Origin of the sequence: Bradyrhizobium sp. dw_78, from assembly GCF_018449525.1 — a bacterium.
GTDB lineage: Bacteria > Pseudomonadota > Alphaproteobacteria > Rhizobiales > Xanthobacteraceae > Bradyrhizobium.
The window spans coordinates 299,309-315,763 of the sequence record NZ_JAAVUS010000009.1 but is presented as its reverse complement, the minus strand read 5'-3'; the positions used below and the strand labels follow the sequence as shown (position 1 = coordinate 315,763).

Annotated in this window: 13 protein-coding genes and 1 pseudogene; 11 read left to right on the top strand and 3 right to left on the bottom strand. The window is 63.7% G+C overall.

Annotation, left to right across the window (positions count from 1 at the left end; translation table 11 throughout):
• The first annotated feature begins 91 nt into the window (after nucleotides 1-91).
• Both HB630_RS23115 and HB630_RS23110 read left to right on the top strand, forming a co-directional pair.
• Nucleotides 92-1,114, top strand: coding sequence for a transporter (locus HB630_RS23115; protein ID WP_213774915.1), 1,023 nt, complete (start codon nucleotides 92-94; stop codon nucleotides 1,112-1,114).
• Between the two features lie 20 nt (nucleotides 1,115-1,134).
• A complete protein-coding gene (locus HB630_RS23110) occupies nucleotides 1,135-2,493 on the top strand; it encodes a carbohydrate porin (protein WP_249780990.1) in 1,359 nt (452 codons plus the stop codon).
• Nucleotides 2,494-2,505: 12 nt separating this feature from the next.
• Here HB630_RS23110 and HB630_RS23105 read toward each other — a convergent pair whose 3' ends face one another.
• The 3 genes from HB630_RS23105 to HB630_RS23095 form a co-directional block, all read right to left on the bottom strand.
• The gene (locus HB630_RS23105) at nucleotides 2,506-3,789 is read right to left on the bottom strand and encodes an MFS transporter (RefSeq protein WP_213774914.1); all 1,284 of its coding nucleotides are present in this window, start codon (nucleotides 3,787-3,789) and stop codon (nucleotides 2,506-2,508) included.
• Between the two features lie 60 nt (nucleotides 3,790-3,849).
• Nucleotides 3,850-5,046 carry an acetyl-CoA C-acyltransferase gene (locus HB630_RS23100; RefSeq protein WP_213774912.1) on the bottom strand — a complete coding sequence of 399 codons (1,197 nt, stop codon included), beginning with the start codon at nucleotides 5,044-5,046 and terminating at the stop codon, nucleotides 3,850-3,852.
• Between the two features lie 109 nt (nucleotides 5,047-5,155).
• Nucleotides 5,156-5,926: an enoyl-CoA hydratase gene (locus HB630_RS23095; RefSeq protein WP_213774911.1), complete on the bottom strand. Its 771-nt coding sequence runs from the start codon at nucleotides 5,924-5,926 to the stop codon at nucleotides 5,156-5,158.
• Nucleotides 5,927-6,142: 216 nt separating this feature from the next.
• On the opposite strand from HB630_RS23095, the gene HB630_RS23090 reads away from it, so the two are divergent.
• From HB630_RS23090 to HB630_RS23050, 9 genes and pseudogenes are all read left to right on the top strand, one after another.
• Complete coding sequence (locus HB630_RS23090) at nucleotides 6,143-6,781, top strand: TetR/AcrR family transcriptional regulator (RefSeq protein WP_213774909.1); 639 nt, start codon at nucleotides 6,143-6,145, stop codon at nucleotides 6,779-6,781.
• Between the two features lie 162 nt (nucleotides 6,782-6,943).
• The gene (locus HB630_RS23085) at nucleotides 6,944-8,440 is read left to right on the top strand and encodes a CoA-acylating methylmalonate-semialdehyde dehydrogenase (RefSeq protein WP_213774908.1); all 1,497 of its coding nucleotides are present in this window, start codon (nucleotides 6,944-6,946) and stop codon (nucleotides 8,438-8,440) included.
• A 148-nt stretch (nucleotides 8,441-8,588) separates the two neighbouring features.
• On the top strand, nucleotides 8,589-9,734 hold the full coding sequence (locus tag HB630_RS23080; protein ID WP_213774907.1) for an isobutyryl-CoA dehydrogenase: 1,146 nt from the start codon (nucleotides 8,589-8,591) through the stop codon (nucleotides 9,732-9,734).
• Nucleotides 9,735-9,739: 5 nt separating this feature from the next.
• A complete protein-coding gene (locus tag HB630_RS23075) occupies nucleotides 9,740-10,810 on the top strand; it encodes an enoyl-CoA hydratase/isomerase family protein (RefSeq protein ID WP_213775008.1) in 1,071 nt (356 codons plus the stop codon).
• Between the two features lie 22 nt (nucleotides 10,811-10,832).
• Nucleotides 10,833-11,741 (top strand): annotated as a pseudogene (gene mmsB / locus HB630_RS23070) (3-hydroxyisobutyrate dehydrogenase); the annotation flags it as partial.
• A gap of 4 nt (nucleotides 11,742-11,745) precedes the next feature.
• Complete coding sequence (locus HB630_RS23065) at nucleotides 11,746-13,479, top strand: AMP-binding protein (RefSeq protein ID WP_213774904.1); 1,734 nt, start codon at nucleotides 11,746-11,748, stop codon at nucleotides 13,477-13,479.
• Nucleotides 13,480-13,482: 3 nt separating this feature from the next.
• Nucleotides 13,483-13,962: a MaoC family dehydratase gene (locus HB630_RS23060; RefSeq protein WP_213774903.1), complete on the top strand. Its 480-nt coding sequence runs from the start codon at nucleotides 13,483-13,485 to the stop codon at nucleotides 13,960-13,962.
• A gap of 155 nt (nucleotides 13,963-14,117) precedes the next feature.
• On the top strand, nucleotides 14,118-15,035 hold the full coding sequence (locus HB630_RS23055; RefSeq protein WP_213774901.1) for an SDR family NAD(P)-dependent oxidoreductase: 918 nt from the start codon (nucleotides 14,118-14,120) through the stop codon (nucleotides 15,033-15,035).
• 123 nt (nucleotides 15,036-15,158) lie between these two features.
• Nucleotides 15,159-16,403, top strand: coding sequence for a TIGR03862 family flavoprotein (locus tag HB630_RS23050; protein WP_213774900.1), 1,245 nt, complete (start codon nucleotides 15,159-15,161; stop codon nucleotides 16,401-16,403).
• The last annotated feature ends 52 nt before the right edge of the window (nucleotides 16,404-16,455 follow it).

Here is a 16,455-nt window from a genome sequence, read left to right as displayed (position 1 = left end):
ATGCCGCGATTGAAGGCGTGGCTGGCGCGGATGTTTTGATTGAGCGGGGTGTAGATGGTGTCGGGTCGCGGTGTCGATTGCCGGGCAAGTCATGCTCGCTGAATCGAAGCCTCTTGAACGGGTCGGCGATGCGGATTCGCCTGCCGTCGTTCCGGGTCTGGTGTGGGCCTTTCGGCTTCATGACGACGGCACCGCGGAGTCGCTGCCGGTGGAGGCGCCGATCCCGTTCACCCATGATGGGCGATTATGGTTGCATTTCAACCTGACGGATGCGCGCGCACGCTCCTGGTTGGCCACCATCGATATTCCTGCGCTGGCGCGCGATTTGCTGTTGTCCAAGGATGATTTTCAGCAGATCCACGCCATCGATCATTGTCTGTACGGTGTGTTCTCCGATCTGATCCGCGACATCGGCGACGCAACCGATGAAACCGGTTTTCTTCGATTTGCGATGACGGAACGGCTCTTGGTCAGCGGCCGTTACCAGGCTCTCTGCGCCGTCGACGCCACACGGCGGGTGCTGGAGGGCGGTCATCGCGTGCAAAGCGTCGCGGCGCTTCTCGAGAAGATCATCGACGAAGTCGCCGACACGATGGATCGTATTGTCGATCGTATCGGTACCGAGATCGACACCATCGAAGAACAGACTCTCGCCGGAGACGCCAAGACGGAAACCCGCGGCGATCTTGGCCGTTTACGGCGAACCTGCGTCCGGCTGCATCGCCAACTGGCCGGGCTTCGCGTCCTGTTCCATCGGTTGGAGCAGAAGAATGTCCACGATCTCACGCCGGCCTTGCACCTCCATGCGGGCAAGCTGGCGCAGCGGCTCGACGGTCTCGATCACGACATCGTCGAACTGCGCGAGCGCAGCCGCTTGCTGGAAGAGGAACTGCGTTTCCGCGTCGAGGAGCGCAGCAACAAGCATCTTTTTGTGCTTTCGATCCTGACCACGCTGCTGCTGCCGCCGACGCTGGTCACTGGCATCTTTGGCATGAACACCAAGGGCCTGCCGCTGACCGATGTCGAGAGCGGATTCCTGTGGGCCGTCGCCTTGATGATCGGCTCGTCAAGCCTCGCGTATTTGATCATGCGGCGCATGGGCATTGTCAGATAGACCAGCCCGGCGCCAGCGACATGTCGATAACGCGTTTCCATGCCGTAACGATGCTGGCGGCTCTGGCCGGCTTTGCCGTCGGGCAATCGGCATGGGCCGGGGACGCAATCCCGGCCGGCCAAGACAACGCGATTGCCAGGGATCCGCGCCAGGCCTTGGCCGATGCCGGGATCGAGTTCAACGCCACCTATATCGGCGAATTGCTGGGCAATGTTTCCGGCGGCATGCGCACGGGGGCGATCTACACCGGACGTCTCGATCTCGGCACCACGATCGACCTTGAAAAAGTGGCCGGCTGGACCGGCGCCACGTTTCACGCCAACATGTACCAGATCAATGGCGACGGGTTGTCCCGCAGTTACATCGGCAATCTGATGCTCGTCAGCGGTGTCGAGGCGTTGCCGTCGACCCGACTCTACGAACTCTGGATCGAGCAGAAGCTCGCCGGCGGAAGGCTTGCCATCCGGGTCGGGCAGCAGGCCTCCGACGTTGAATTCATCGACAGCGCCTACGACGATATTTTCATCAATTCGGCGCTGGGATGGCCCGGCATCACGGGAACCGATCTGCCCGCCGGTGGCCCTTCGCCGCCGCTGGCCGCGCCGGGTATTCGGGTCAAGGCCGATCTGTCCGACAAGATCACTGCCTATTTGGCTCTGTTCGACGGCAACGCATCGCCATGGAGCGGGCTGGACCCCCAGCTTACCAATCAGAACGGGCTGTTGTTTCGCATCAACGACCCGCCGTGGTGGATCGGCCAGCTTAAATACCGCTTTGAGATCGGCGAAAACAAATTGCCGGCGTCGATCACCGGCGGCGGATGGTACAGCATGATGTCATTTGCCGATCAGCGGCTTTCTATCGAGGGCCGTTCGCTGGCCGATCCCGACAGTTCCGGCATGCCGGCGCTGCTACGGCGAAACCAGGGTGTGTTCGTCGTTTACGAGCAGATGTTGTCGCGCGCGGCGCCCGATTCCGACAAGGGAATCGCGTTTTTCGCGCGGGCGTCGGTCAGCCCGTCGGACCGCAACCTCATCAGTTCGTATTTCGATGGCGGCTTGTTGTTTACCGGCTTCAGCGCCGCGCAGCCCAATGACAAGTTCGGCGTGGCCGCGACCTACGCGCGGATATCGGACGCCGCGCGTGAACTCGATCGCGATGTGCAGCTCTTCACCGGGACGCCATATCCGATCCGCGACTATGAGGCGATCCTGGAAGTGACCTATCAGGCCGAGGTGCGGGAAAACATCCTGGTGCAGCCGGTGTTTGAATATATCACGCATCCCGGCGGTGGCGCGGTCGACCCGAACGATCCGACCCAAACCCACCGCATCAGGAATGCCGTCATGTTCGGAGTCCGCACCACCCTCACTTATTGAAGCGAGGGCGGCTCATGCTGCCACTGTTTTCGGCTGCCGCGCCATCGCGAGCACGATCAGGGATGCCACCATGCACAGCGCGCCGGCGACAAAGAACGCCGGCAGATAGGTCGCAAGGATCGTTCGCGACAGGCCGGCGCCGAATGCCGCGGTGGCTGCGCCCAGTTGATGGCCGGCAAAAATCCAGCCAAACACCAGGTTGGCGCGCTCCGGCCCGAACCGCTGTGCGGTCAGCCGAACCGTCGGCGGCACGGTCGCGATCCAGTCCAGCCCATAGAACATCGCAAACAACGACAGGCCGTAAAACGAGAAGTCGGTGAAGGGCAACGACACCAGTGACAGCCCGCGCAGGCCATAATACCAGAACAACAGATACCGGTTGTCGTAGCGATCCGACAGCCAGCCGGAAGCGATGGTGCCAAAAAAATCGAAGATGCCCATCGCCGCCAGCAGGCTCGCGGCCTCGACCTGCGGAATGCCGAAATCGAGGCACATCGGAATCAGATGCACCTGGATCAGGCCGTTAGTGGAGGCGCCGCAGATGAAGAAGGTCGCGAACAGGATCCAGAACGCCCGCGTCTTGGCGGCGTCGCGCAGCGTGCCCAGCGCCGCCGCCATGATCGGCATGTGATTGGCCGCCGGCGCCGGCAAGGGCTGTGTGCCCTTATCGCCGTAGGGCCGCAGGCCGACATCGCCGGGACGATCGCGCATCACCATCAGCACCGCAAACGCGGCGACGGCCAGCAACGCGCACATCAGCCCTAGGCCCACCCGCCAGCCCATCCGGTCGGTCAGGCTGGCAAGCAGCGGCAGGAACACCAATTGTCCGGTGGCTGCGCTCGCGGTCAGGATGCCCACCACCAGGCCGCGCCGCGCCGTAAACCAGCGCGCGGCAACGGTGGCGCCCAGCACCAGCGCGGTCATGCCGGTGCCAATGCCGACCACGATGCCCCACAGCAGGATCAATTGCCAGACTTCGGTCATGCCGAGCGAGAGCACCAGCGCCAGCACCACGATCACCAGCGCCGACAGCGTCACGTTGCGCAGGCCGTAGCGGTTCATCAGCGCGGCGGCGAACGGCGCCATCAGCCCGAACAGCATGAAGCGGATCGACAGCGCCGAGGATATCTGCGCGGTAGACCAGCCGAACTCCTTTTGCAGCGGCACGATGAACACGCCGGGCGCGCCGACCGCGCCGGCGCTGACCAGCGCGGTCAGGAACGTCACACCGACCATCACCCAGCCGTAGTGGATGTTGCGGCGGGCGAGGGCAGCCGACAGCCAATTCGAGATCATGAAGTCCCCTGTCCGGAAATTCCGGATGATGCGAGAGATGACGGTGCGGTGATGCGCGTGTTAATGCAGGATACGCTGGATGGCGATGGCGGTGGCTTCGCCGCCGCCGATGCACAGCGCCGCGACGCCGCGCTTCAGGCCGTGGGCTTCGAGCGCATGCAGCAGCGTCACGATCAGGCGCGCGCCGGTGGCCCCGATGGGGTGACCCAGCGCGCAGGCACCGCCATTGATGTTGAGTTTTTCGCGGGGGATGCCGAGGTCGCGCTGCGCCGCCATCGGCACCACCGCAAAGGCTTCGTTGATCTCGAACAGATCGACGTCGCCGACGCTCCAGCCGACTTTGTCCAGCAGTTTGCGGATCGCGGGGATCGGTGCGGTCGTGAACCATTGCGGTTCCTGGCTGTGGGTGGCGTGGCCCTTGATCTCGGCCAACACAGGCAGGCCGTCGCGGTCGGCTAGTGAGCGCCGTGCCAAGACCAGCGCCGCCGCGCCATCGGCGTTCGCCGAGGAGGCTGCGGGCGTGATGGTGCCGTTGGCGCGGAACGCCGGTTTCAATCCCGGGATCCTGGCCGGATCCACTTTAAGCGGAATCTCGTCATTGCCGATGATGCGCGGACCGGCTTTTTCCGTGACCGTGAGCGGCACGATCTCGGCCTTGAACGCGCCGCCTTCGACCGCCTTGCGCGCCCGGGTCAGCGTCTCTATCGCGTAAGTGTCCTGGTCCTTGCGGGTGAACTGATAGGCTTCGGCGGTGGATTCGCCGAAATCGCCCATCGAGCGGCCGACCTCATAGGCGTCCTCGAGGCCGTCCATCAGCATGTGGTCGATGATGCGGTCGTGGCCGACGCGGTAGCCGCCGCGTGCCTTCGCCAGCAGATAGGGCGCGTTGCTCATGCTCTCCATGCCGCCGGAGATGACGATCTCGGCGGAACCGGCCGTGATGATGTCACGCGCCAGCATGGTCGCTTTCATCCCGGAGCCGCAGACCTTGTTGACGGTGGTGGCGCCGGTCGCGTCCGGCAATTTGGCGCCGCGGGCGGCCTGGCGGGCCGGCGCCTGGCCTTGTCCGGCCGGCAGCACGCAGCCCATGAACACTTCGTCGATCCGTTCCGGCGCCAGCTTCGCCCGCTCCACTGCGGCGCCGATCACATGGGAGCCGAGCTTGTGGGCGCTGAAGGGCATCAGATCGCCCATAAACCGGCCAAGCGGCGTGCGGGCGGCGGAAACGATGACGACCGGATCGGAAGCTGTGGCCATGACAGGCGCTCCTCGGATATCGCGAGACAATTTGGATTATGAGCATCATATGATGCGCTGCAAAAATTGCAACGGCGGCCCGGGCTTAAATTTGTCGTGAGGAGGAACGCTATCGCTTGCGGCCGATAAAACCCTGCATCAGCCGTTGCGGCTCGCCGCTTAGGAACGATCGCCCGAACACGCCGATGCTGAGATCGACGGATTCCTTGAGCGGTAGGTCTTCCCACTGCCGGAGCAGGTCCTTTTGCGCGCGCAGCGCTTCCGGGCCGCATTCGAGCAGGGACTTGATCGTGTGCTCGACTGCGGCATCGAGGCCGCCAGGTTGCGCCACCGCATCGACCAGTCCCCAGGCCAGCGCGGTGGGCGCGTCGATATTTTCAGCCGTCATCACCAGCCAGCGGGCGCGGCCCCAGCCGATCAGCCGCGGCAGCAACGCGGCATGGATCACCGAGGGGATGCCGACCCGCACTTCCGGCATGCCGAACTTGGCGTCATGCGCCGCGATCCGGAAATCGCAGGCGGCGGCGACTTCGAGGCCGCCGCCAAGGCACCAGCCCGGCATCCGCGCGATCACCGGGCCCGGAAAAATGCGCACCTCCTCGCAGAGATCGCGCAGGCGGGTGATGAACCGTTCCGCGGACTTTTGATCGAGCCCGGCCATTTCCTTGATGTCGGCGCCGCCGATCATGCTCTTTTCGCTCTGGCCTGCCATCACCAGCACACGGATTTCGCGGTCTTTGGCCAGCGTCTCCAGTCCTTCGCGAACGCCGTCGATGGCGGCCGAGCCAAGGATGTTGAGCGAGCCGGCGTTGCAGATGGTCAGGCGGACGACGCCGCGCGGATCGCGGTCGATGCCGCAATGGGGATTGAGCATTTCCATCGAAGGTTCCGTGATCGGAGTGGGCAGCCGGGCTGCGGACCGCGCCACTTCCCGGGCCGGGCTGCACCTTGTCAAGGGCCTCGATCCGTCACGGGATTGCATGCCGGGGCGGGCGGCCGATGCGCGGCGGCAAGGCATTCCGGGGCGCGAAATAAGGAGAGCTTTTGCTGGCGGCAGATGCTATTATATGACCGTAAACATCTTATGAGACGGGCCATGCGCTATTCCAAGGAACACAAGCGGGAAACCCACGAGCGGATCGTGAAGCGCGCCTCGGTGCGGCTTCGCGAGAAGGGGGCCCACGGCATCGGCGTCGCCGACCTGATGAAGGAGGCCGGCCTCACGCATGGCGGGTTCTATGCGCATTTCGATTCGCGGGAAGCGTTGGTAATCGAGGCCTTTGCCGATGCGATGGATCGCGGAGCAGCGCGCTGGCGCCGGCTCGGCGAGCAGACGCCGCCGGAAAAGCGCCTGGCGACCATTGTCGATTCCTATCTGACGCCGCTGCATCGCGACGATCCCGGCCACGGCTGCGCGATCCCGACGCTCGGCGCCGAAATCGCCCGCGAAAGCCCGAAGACGCGCAAGGCGTTCGCAGCCAGGCTGGAGCGGATGATCGAGGCGCTGGCCGGGCAATTGCCGGATATTCCGGCCAAGGCGGCGCGCAAGCAGGCGATCGCCACGATCGCGACCATGACCGGATCGCTGGTGATGGCCCGTATCGCCGGTAATGGGGATTTTTCCGACGAAATCCTGGCTGCCGGCCGCGAGGCGGTGCTCTCCCGCACGGCCTCGCCAAAGCCTGCGGCGAAGAAACCGGCGTCAAAAAAGGCCGCGACGGCCGCCCGGCACTGATGGGGCTATACGGTATCGGCCTACGCCATTGGTTGTAGGCCGGGGCCCAGGTGGCGCATAGGCGGCATTTTCGCAAAACCGCCGCGCGTGGAAGCCCTTCCCAAATGCCCCAAAGACTGCAAGATGCCGCCAAAATCGGCTCTTCTCAGTTTGGAGGAACACATGCGCTCAATCGGACATTTTATCGGCGGCCGCGAGGTCAAGGGCACGTCGGGGCGAACCGCGGACGTTTTCGAGCCGATGACCGGCGACGTCCAGGCCAAGGTGGCGCTCGCCTCCAAGGCCGAACTGCGCGCCGCGGTCGAGAACGCCAAGGCCGCGCAGCCGGCATGGGCGGCGACCAACCCGCAGCGCCGCGCCCGTGTGATGATGAAGTTCCTCGAACTGGCCCAGCGCGACTATGACAAGCTCGCCGAGCTGCTGGCGCGCGAACACGGCAAGACCGTCCCCGACGCCAAGGGCGACATCCAGCGCGGCCTCGAAGTGGTCGAATTCGCCTGCGGCATTCCGCATCTGATGAAGGGTGAATACACCGAAGGCGCAGGCCCCGGCATCGACATCTATTCGATGCGCCAGCCGCTCGGTGTCGTTGCCGGCATCACGCCGTTCAATTTCCCGGCGATGATCCCGCTGTGGAAGTTCGCGCCGGCCATCGCCTGCGGCAACGCCTTCATCCTCAAGCCGTCGGAGCGCGACCCCGGCGTGCCGATGATGCTCGCGGAATTGATGATCGAGGCCGGATTGCCTGCCGGTATCCTCAACGTGGTCAACGGCGACAAGGAAGCGGTGGACGCGATCCTCGACGATCCCGACATCAAGGCGGTCGGCTTCGTCGGTTCCTCGCCGATCGCACAATATATCTATGAGCGCGCTGCGGCGAGCGGCAAGCGTTGCCAGTGCTTCGGCGGCGCCAAGAACCACGCCATTGTGATGCCCGACGCCGACATGGATCAGGCCGTCGATGCCTTGATCGGCGCCGGCTACGGCTCGGCCGGCGAGCGTTGCATGGCGGTTTCGGTCGCGGTGCCCGTTGGCAAGACCACTGCCGACCGGTTGATGGAAAAGCTGATCCCGCGGGTGGAAGCCCTGAAAATCGGCACCTCGATCGATCCGTCCGCCGATTATGGCCCGCTCGTCACCAGGGAGGCGGTCGAGCGCGTCAGGAATTACGTCGAGATCGGCATCAAGGAGGGCGCCACGCTGGCGGTCGACGGCCGCGGCTTCAAGATGCAGGGTTACGAGAACGGCTTCTACATGGGCGGCTGCCTGTTCGATAACGTCACCAAGGACATGAAGATCTACAAGGAAGAGATCTTCGGTCCCGTGCTCTCGGTGGTGCGCGCCAAGGACTACGCCGAGGCGCTGGCGCTGCCGTCGGATCATGACTACGGCAACGGCGTTGCGATCTTCACCCGCGACGGCGATGCCGCGCGCGATTTCGCCGCCAAGGTCAATGTCGGCATGGTCGGCATCAACGTGCCGATCCCGGTGCCGATCGCCTATTACACCTTCGGCGGCTGGAAGAAATCCGGCTTCGGCGACCTCAACCAGCACGGGCCGGATTCGATCCGCTTCTATACCAAGACCAAGACCGTGACCTCGCGCTGGCCTTCCGGTGTCAAGGAAGGCGCAGAGTTCTCGATTCCGACGATGAATTAATAGCTTGTTGCCGTCATTCCGGGATGGTGCGTAAGCACCAGACCCGGAATGACAAATCCACAATACATCGCTCCGCTTTTTGCAATGACGGTGAGGGTGGTTGCGGCTATGGCTATCTAGCTCAATTCAGAGGGAACGCCGATAACGCATGCAGTTCGCTCTCAACGAGGAACAGATTGCGGTTCGCGACATGGCGCGCGAATTCGCCGCCGAGAAGATCGCGCCACATGCGCTGCGCTGGGACGAGGAGAAGCATTTTCCGGTCGATGTGATGCGCGAGGCGGCCAAGCTCGGCATCGGCGGCATCTATGTCCGCGACGATGTCGGCGGTTCGGCGCTGAGCCGGTTCGATGCGGCGCTGATCTTCGAGGCGCTGGCGCAGGGCTGTCCGACCGTGTCGGCCTTCATCTCGATCCACAACATGGCGTCTTGGATGATCGATGCCTTCGGCAACGAGACCCAGCGTCGGCAATGGCTGCCAAGACTTTGCACGATGGAACTGCTCGCCAGCTATTGCTTGACCGAGCCGGGCTCGGGTTCGGATGCGGCCGCGCTGCGCACCCGCGCGGTGCGCGACGGCGATCATTATGTGCTGAACGGCCAGAAGCAATTCATCTCCGGCGCCGGCGAGACCGATCTCTGCGTGGTGATGGTGCGGACCGGCGGCGAGGGGCCCGGTGGCATCTCGACGCTGGTGGTCGAGGGCAACACACCGGGACTTTCGTTCGGTGCCAATGAGCGCAAAATGGGCTGGAACGCGCAGCCGACCCGCGCGGTGATATTCGACAATGCCCGCGTGCCGGTGGCGAACCGGCTCGGCGACGAGGGCATCGGCTTCAAGATCGCGATGGCCGGCCTCGACGGCGGCCGCATCAATATCGCGGCCTGCTCATTGGGCGGCGCGCAGAGCGCGCTCGACAAATCGCTCGCTTATATGAAGGAGCGCAAGGCGTTCGGAAAACGACTCGACGAATTCCAGGCGCTGCAATTTCGTCTCGCCGACATGGCGACCGAACTGGAAGCGGCGCGAACCTTTGTCTGGCGCGCCGCCGCAGCGCTTGACCGCAAGGACCCGGACGCGACAAAACTCTGCGCGATGGCCAAGCGTTTCGGCACCGATGTCGGTTTCGAGGTCGCCAACCAGGCGCTGCAATTGCATGGCGGCTACGGCTATCTCAGCGAATACGGCATCGAGAAGATCGTGCGCGACTTGCGCGTACACCAGATCCTTGAGGGCACCAACGAGATCATGCGGCTGATCGTGGCGCGCAAGCTGATCGAGGGCGCACGATGACGGCAATGGCGGAGGCCGCACCATCGGAAGGCGACCTGATCGTCCGGCGGGAAGGTTCGGCCGGTATCATCCGCCTCAATCGGCCGAAGGCGATCAACGCCATGACGCTGGAAATGTCGCTCGGCATCGACGCCGCGCTGGACCGGTTCGAGGCGGACCCCGCCATTGCGCTGGTGCTGCTGGAAGGCGCGGGCGAACGCGGGTTGTGCGCCGGCGGCGACATCCGCGGGCTTTACGAGAGCTCGCGGGCGGGAGGCGATCTCGGCAAGCGCTTCTGGCGGCAGGAATACATCATGAACGCGCGCATCGCGAAATATCCCAAGCCCTATGTCGCCTTCATGGACGGGCTGGTGATGGGTGGCGGCGTCGGCCTCTCGGGGCATGGCCGCCACCGGGTCGTGACCGAAAAGACCAAACTGGCGATGCCGGAAGCGGGTCTTGGATTTTTCCCGGATGTCGGCGGCACCTGGCTGTTGTCGCGCGCGCCCGGCGAACTCGGCACCTATTTCGGCCTGACCGGCCAGACCATGAACGGCCCGGATGCGATCCATGCCCGCTTTGCCGACGCGGTGGTGCCGGCGGGCAAACTGGCGGTGCTGCGCGAATTGCTGACAAACGTTCGTCCCGGCACGCTTTCCAGCGAGATCAAAACCCTGATCGACGGTTTTGCGACCGGCGAGACTTCGGGTCCGGTGGCCGCGATGCAGCCGGATATCGATCGCTGGTTTGCCTACGACCGCGTGGAAGATATCGTCGCAAGCCTCAAGCAAGACGGTTCGGAATTCGCGTTGTCGACGCTGAAGACATTGAACGAGAAGTCGCCGCGCGGCATGGTGGTGACGTTGAAATTGCTGCGGCTGGCACGGGCGTCATCTTCGCTCGAAGAATGCCTGGTGCGGGAATATCGCGCCGCGCTCGAAGTGTTTCGCAGCGACGACTTTCGCGAGGGGGTGAGGGCCGCCGTGATCGACAAGGACCGCAATCCGCGGTGGTCGCCGGCAGCAATCGAAGACGTGATGCCCAAGATGCTGGCGCCTTATTTTGCGGAGATCGGTCCGGACGAACTTGTGTTTTAACCAATAAAAACAGCAACGCTTCACGCGGGAGGAAACCAGGATGGCAAACATCGCATTCATCGGCCTTGGCAATATGGGGGGGCCGATGGCCGCCAATCTGGTCAAGGCCGGCCACAAGCTGGTCGCGTTCGACTTGGTGGCTGCTTCGCGCAATCAGGCCGAAAGCGATGGCGCGACGATCGCCGATAGCGCGGTCGCTTCCGTCAAGGGCGCGGATGTCGTCATCACCATGCTGCCGGCCGGCAAGCACGTGCTGTCGGTGTGGGACGAAGTCATTTCGTCGATGGGCAAAGGCGCGCTGATCATCGATTGTTCGACCATCGATGTCGAAAGCGCCAAACAGGCGCATGCGTTGGCGGCCAAACACGGCATCGCCTCGGTCGATGCGCCGGTTTCCGGCGGCACCGGCGGCGCCAGGGGGGCGACGCTGACTTTCATGTGCGGAGGCGAGGACAAGGCCTTCGCCGCGGCCAAACCCATACTGGAGAAGATGGGCAAGAAGATCGTGCATTGCGGCGGCGCCGGCGCGGGGCAGGCGGCCAAGATCTGCAACAACATGATCCTGGGCATTTCCATGATCGCGGTCAGCGAGGCCTTTGCGCTGGCCGAGAAGCTGGGATTGTCACATCAGGCCTTGTTCGACGTGGCCTCGACCTCGTCGGGACAATGCTGGTCGCTTACGAGTTATTGTCCGGTGCCGGGCCCGGTGCCGGCCTCGCCCGCCAACAACGACTACAAGCCCGGCTTCGCGACGGCGCTGATGCTCAAGGACCTGACGCTGGCGCAGAACGCGGCTGCTACAGCCGGCGCCGCGACGCCGCTCGGCAAGCATGCACAGGAGATCTACAAGGCGTTCGATATGGCGGGAAATGGCGGGGTCGATTTCTCCGGCGTTGTCCGCCATGTCCGCAGCCTTGCCGCGAAAGGCTGACGCCATGACCACATTTCAGGAGGCGCGCTCTTTCCTGCTCAAGCATCGCACCGATTACGAGACGGCGGTGAGGGGATTTCACTGGCCCGATCCGGCGCCGTTTAACTGGGCGCTTGACTGGTTCGATGCGGAATTGGCGCATAATGCCGACAGCCGGGATCGCACGGCGCTGTGGATCGTCGATGCCGCCGCCAGTAGGGAAACAAGATTGTCGTTCGCGGCGCTGTCGCGCCGTTCCAATCAGGTCGCGAATTTCCTGCGTGCGCAGGGACTGAAACGCGGCGATCATCTGTTGCTGTTGCTCGGCAATGTCGTGCCGCTTTGGGAAACCATGCTGGCGTGCATGAAACTCGGCGTGGTCGTGATCCCCGCAACCACGCTATTGACGCCGGGCGAGTTGAGCGACCGGCTCGACCGTGGCCGCGCCAAGATCGTCGTGGCGTCGCAGGATCAGGTCGCCAAGTTCGCAGGCCTCGGTGGCGAAAATCTCGTTCGCATTCTGGTCGGCGCGTCGTCCGTCCACGAGGGCTGGCTGCCGTTCGAACAGGCCGCGGCCTTTCCGGAAGCTTTCACGCCCGACGGCCCGACCCAGGCCGATGATCCGATGCTGCTTTATTTCACCTCGGGCACCACGGCGAAGCCAAAGCTGGTGCGGCACAGCCAGCGCAGCTATCCGATCGGTGCGCTGTCGACGATGTACTGGCTTGGCCTGCAGCCCGGCGACATCCATCTGAACATTTCCTCGCCGGGGTGGGCCAAGCACGCCTGGAGCTGCTTGTTCGCGCCCTGGAACGCCGGGGCCACTGTGTTCGTGGTCAATCAGCCGCGCTTCGATGCCAAGGGATTGCTCGCCATCATCGGTCGTTGCGGCGTCACCACGCTGTGCGCGCCGCCGACGGTATGGCGGCTGTTCATTCAGGAGAAGCTCTCGGATTTCAAGGTGTCGCTGCGCGAGGTGTGCGGCGCCGGCGAACCGCTCAATCCCGAAGTGATCGACCAAGTGCGCGCGGCCTGGGGCTTGACGATCCGCGACGGCTACGGCCAGACCGAGACCACGGCGCTTGCCGGTAACTCGCCGGGCCAGAAGGTGAAGGTCGGATCGATGGGCCGTCCGCTGCCCGGTTATCGCGTCGAGATCACCGACAGCGACGGGCATTCGACCAAGGAGGGCGAAGTGACGCTGCTGCTCGGCGCCGACCGTCCCGCCGGGCTGATGCAGGGCTATCAGGCCGATGACGGAAAGCTGAGCGGTGCCGACGGCAAGGTCTATCGCAGCGGCGATGTCGTCTTTGTCGACGACGACGGCTATCTGACCTTTGTCGGCCGCTCCGACGACGTTTTCAAATCGTCGGACTACCGGATCAGCCCGTTCGAGCTTGAAAGCGTGCTGCTGGAACATGAATCGGTGGCGGAAGCCGCCGTCGTGCCGAGCCCGGATCCGATCCGCCTTGCGACCCCCAAAGCCTATGTGCTGTTGGTGTCGGGTGTCGCGCGTTCGCCGGAAACGGCGCTGTCGATCTTCAAGCACCTGCATACGCGGCTCGCGCCGTTCAAGCGCATTCGCAAGATCGAACTGGTGGCCGAATTACCGAAGACGATCTCGGGCAAGATCCGGCGGGTGCAGTTGCGGCGTCTGGAGCACGACGACAATCGCGACGATTCGTTGCGCGGGCAGGAATTCCGCGAGGAGGATTTTCCGGAATTACAGAAAGTGCGGGCCGCGGGATCAGAGGGCTGACGGATGAATGAAGTCTGGAACAAGCCGCCGGTCTCGCTGGAGGCGTATCAAGCGATGGTCGGCCATGAGGTCGGTGTGTCGGCATGGCATCTGGTCGACCAGCCGCGGATCGACCGCTATGCCGACGTGATCGAGGATCGTCAATTCATCCATGTCGATCCGGAGCGGGCCAGGAAAGAGACGTCTTTCGGCGCCACGATCGCGCATGGCTTCCTGACGATGTCGCTGTTGAGCATCATGTCCTATGAGGTGATGCCGGTGATCGAAGGCACGACCATGGGCGTGAATTACGGCTTCGACAGGCTGCGCTTCATCTCGCCGGTACGTGCGGGCTCGCGGGTGCGCGGCCGCTTCATCTTGACGGAAGCGAAGCTGCGCAAGCCGGGCGAACTGCAATCGCGCACCAGCGTCACCGTCGAGATCGAGGGCGAGGAAAAGCCCGCTTTGGTGGCGGACTGGATCGGACTTATTTATTTCGCCTGATGCAGCTCTTCACTGGCGGGCTTGGCTACCCCACTGCCATTGTCTGGCTTGACCCGGCAATCCATCGCTGATCAAAAACCATCTGATTTTGTTGAATGGATGCCCGGGTCGAGCCCGGGCATGACGAGAAAACTGGAAATCCGGGAATTTCACGCATGACAATCAGATTTGACGGACGCGTCGCCATCGTTACCGGCGCGGGCAATGGTCTTGGACGCGCGCACGCTTTGGGGCTGGCGCGCCGGGGCGCGAAAGTCGTGGTCAATGATTTCGGCGGCGCCCGCGACGGCACCGGCGGTTCATTGAGCCCGGCGGACTCCGTGGTCGAGGAAATCCGTAAAGCTGGCGGCGTGGCGATGGCCGACGGCGCCGACGTCTCGAATTTCGAGCAGGTCCAGGCGATGGTGGATCGCGCCACCAAGGAATGGGGCAGCGTCGATCTGCTCTGCGCCAATGCCGGAATCCTGCGCGACAAGTCATTCGGCAAAATGGAAATCGCCGATTTTGCGAAAGTGATCGATGTGCATCTCGTCGGCACTTTCTATTGCTGTAAGGCGGTTTGGGACGGCATGCGCGCGCGCAATTACGGCCGCATCGTCGTCACCAGCTCATCGTCGGGGCTCTACGGCAATTTCGGACAGGCCAATTACGGCGCGGCGAAAGCCGGCATGGTCGGCTTGATGAACGTGCTGGCGGAAGAGGGACGCAAGAACGACATCCGGGTCAACGCCATCGCGCCGACCGCGGCGACGCGGATGACCGAAGAGTTGCTGCAGCCGCAGGTGCTCGCACTGATGAAGCCGGAGGCGATCACCCCGGCGGTCGAATATCTGCTCAGCGAGGATGCGCCGACCAAGACCATCATGGGAGCGGGCGCGGGTTCATTCACCGTGATCAGGATCCTGGAAAGCGAAGGCATCAACCTGCCGGAGTCCGAATGGACGCCCGATGCGGTCGCCGCGCATTTCGCCGAAATAGGCGAGATGTCGAAGGCGAAGACGCTGGATGGCGCGTTCCACCAGACCCAGAAATATGTCGAGCAGGCCGCGGCGCGGATGGGGATGAAGCTTTGACGTCTGTCATTCCGGGGTGCGCGTCAGCGCGAACCCGGAATCTCTCGTAACAACCTCGAGATTCCGGGTCCACGCGAAGACGCGTGTCCCGGAATGACGCCCACTGTGGTTTAAACTCACACGATGTTTCCGATTGCAAACGACGTCGCCGTCATCGGCGCCGGCCCAGCCGGGCTGATGGCGGCTGAGGTGTTGGCGAATGGTGGCGCCGGCGTCATTGTTTACGACGCGATGCCGTCCGCGGGCCGCAAGTTGCTGATGGCCGGCCGCGGCGGGCTCAATCTGACGCATAGCGAGGCATGGCCTCAATTTCTTGCGCGCTACGGCAAGGCGATGCCGCACCTTAAATCCGCCATCGAGGCCTTTCCGCCCAGCGCCTTGCGTGAATGGAGCGAGGCGCTGGGGCAGGCCACTTTCGTCGGCTCCAGCGGCAGAGTCTTTCCGCAGGCGTTCAAGGCCTCGCCCTTGCTGCGCGCCTGGTTGCGACGACTGGACTCGAGGGGCGTTCGGTTCACGCTCCGCCATCGCTGGATGGGCTGGGATGATCGCGGCGATCTTTGGTTCGAAACGCCAGATGGCAGACGCAGTGTCGCTGCGCGCGCAACGGTGCTCGCGCTCGGCGGCGCAAGCTGGCCGCGGCTCGGATCGGACGGGGCGTGGGTGAAAACGCTCGCCGCAAAAGGCCTGACATTGTCGCCGCTGCGGCCTGCCAATTGTGGCTTCACCGTCGCCTGGTCCGATATTTTCCGCGACCGCTTTGCAGGCCAGCCCCTGAAGGGCATCGCCTTGTCGTTTGGCGCGCGGACCGTGCGCGGCGAAGCCGTTGTCACGCGCGCCGGGATCGAAGGCGGCGCAATCTACGCCTTGTCGTCCGAATTGCGCGAGGCTATCCTTGGTGAAGGGCAGGTGACGGCCTATGTCGCACTGCGTCCCGATCTGGAGACAGGCGATCTGATCGCGCGGCTGTTAGCGCCAAAAGGCAAGCAATCCTTTTCCAATTTCCTGCGCAAGGCCGTAAATCTGCCGCCGGTCGCGATTGGCTTGTTGCAGGAGGCCGCGAAAACATCGGGCGTATCGCTATCGTCGCTATCGCCGGCGGATCTCGCGCCATGGATCAATGCGATCCCGATACGGTTGAACCGCGTCGCGCCGATCGCGCGCGCGATTTCGACCGCCGGCGGACTATCGTTCGATGAACTCGACGCCGATTTCATGATCCGCCGCCTGCCGGGCGTCTTCGCTGCCGGCGAAATGCTCGATTGGGAGGCCCCGACCGGCGGCTATCTGTTGCAGGCCTCATTCGCGACCGGCGCGGCGGCGGGCAGGGGCGCGCTGAGATGGCTTAAAGAAGCCGGGTCATCGGAATAGCCGCCATTGCGAGCCAACGGGTCGCGCGAATGCGCGCCCGATGACAGGCTCC

Coding starts and splice junctions, on each gene's coding strand:
- HB630_RS23075 (WP_213775008.1), top strand. CDS start 9,740: ATGGCGGAGGCCGCACCATCGGAAGGCGACCTGATCGTCCGGCGGGAA.
- HB630_RS23085 (WP_213774908.1), top strand. CDS start 6,944: ATGCGCTCAATCGGACATTTTATCGGCGGCCGCGAGGTCAAGGGCACG.
- HB630_RS23090 (WP_213774909.1), top strand. CDS start 6,143: ATGCGCTATTCCAAGGAACACAAGCGGGAAACCCACGAGCGGATCGTG.
- HB630_RS23050 (WP_213774900.1), top strand. CDS start 15,159: ATGTTTCCGATTGCAAACGACGTCGCCGTCATCGGCGCCGGCCCAGCC.
- HB630_RS23055 (WP_213774901.1), top strand. CDS start 14,118: ATGACAATCAGATTTGACGGACGCGTCGCCATCGTTACCGGCGCGGGC.
- HB630_RS23100 (WP_213774912.1), bottom strand. CDS start 5,046: ATGGCCACAGCTTCCGATCCGGTCGTCATCGTTTCCGCCGCCCGCACG.
- HB630_RS23115 (WP_213774915.1), top strand. CDS start 92: ATGCTCGCTGAATCGAAGCCTCTTGAACGGGTCGGCGATGCGGATTCG.
- HB630_RS23080 (WP_213774907.1), top strand. CDS start 8,589: ATGCAGTTCGCTCTCAACGAGGAACAGATTGCGGTTCGCGACATGGCG.
- HB630_RS23065 (WP_213774904.1), top strand. CDS start 11,746: ATGACCACATTTCAGGAGGCGCGCTCTTTCCTGCTCAAGCATCGCACC.
- HB630_RS23060 (WP_213774903.1), top strand. CDS start 13,483: ATGAATGAAGTCTGGAACAAGCCGCCGGTCTCGCTGGAGGCGTATCAA.
- HB630_RS23110 (WP_249780990.1), top strand. CDS start 1,135: ATGTCGATAACGCGTTTCCATGCCGTAACGATGCTGGCGGCTCTGGCC.
- HB630_RS23095 (WP_213774911.1), bottom strand. CDS start 5,926: ATGGAAATGCTCAATCCCCATTGCGGCATCGACCGCGATCCGCGCGGC.
- HB630_RS23105 (WP_213774914.1), bottom strand. CDS start 3,789: ATGATCTCGAATTGGCTGTCGGCTGCCCTCGCCCGCCGCAACATCCAC.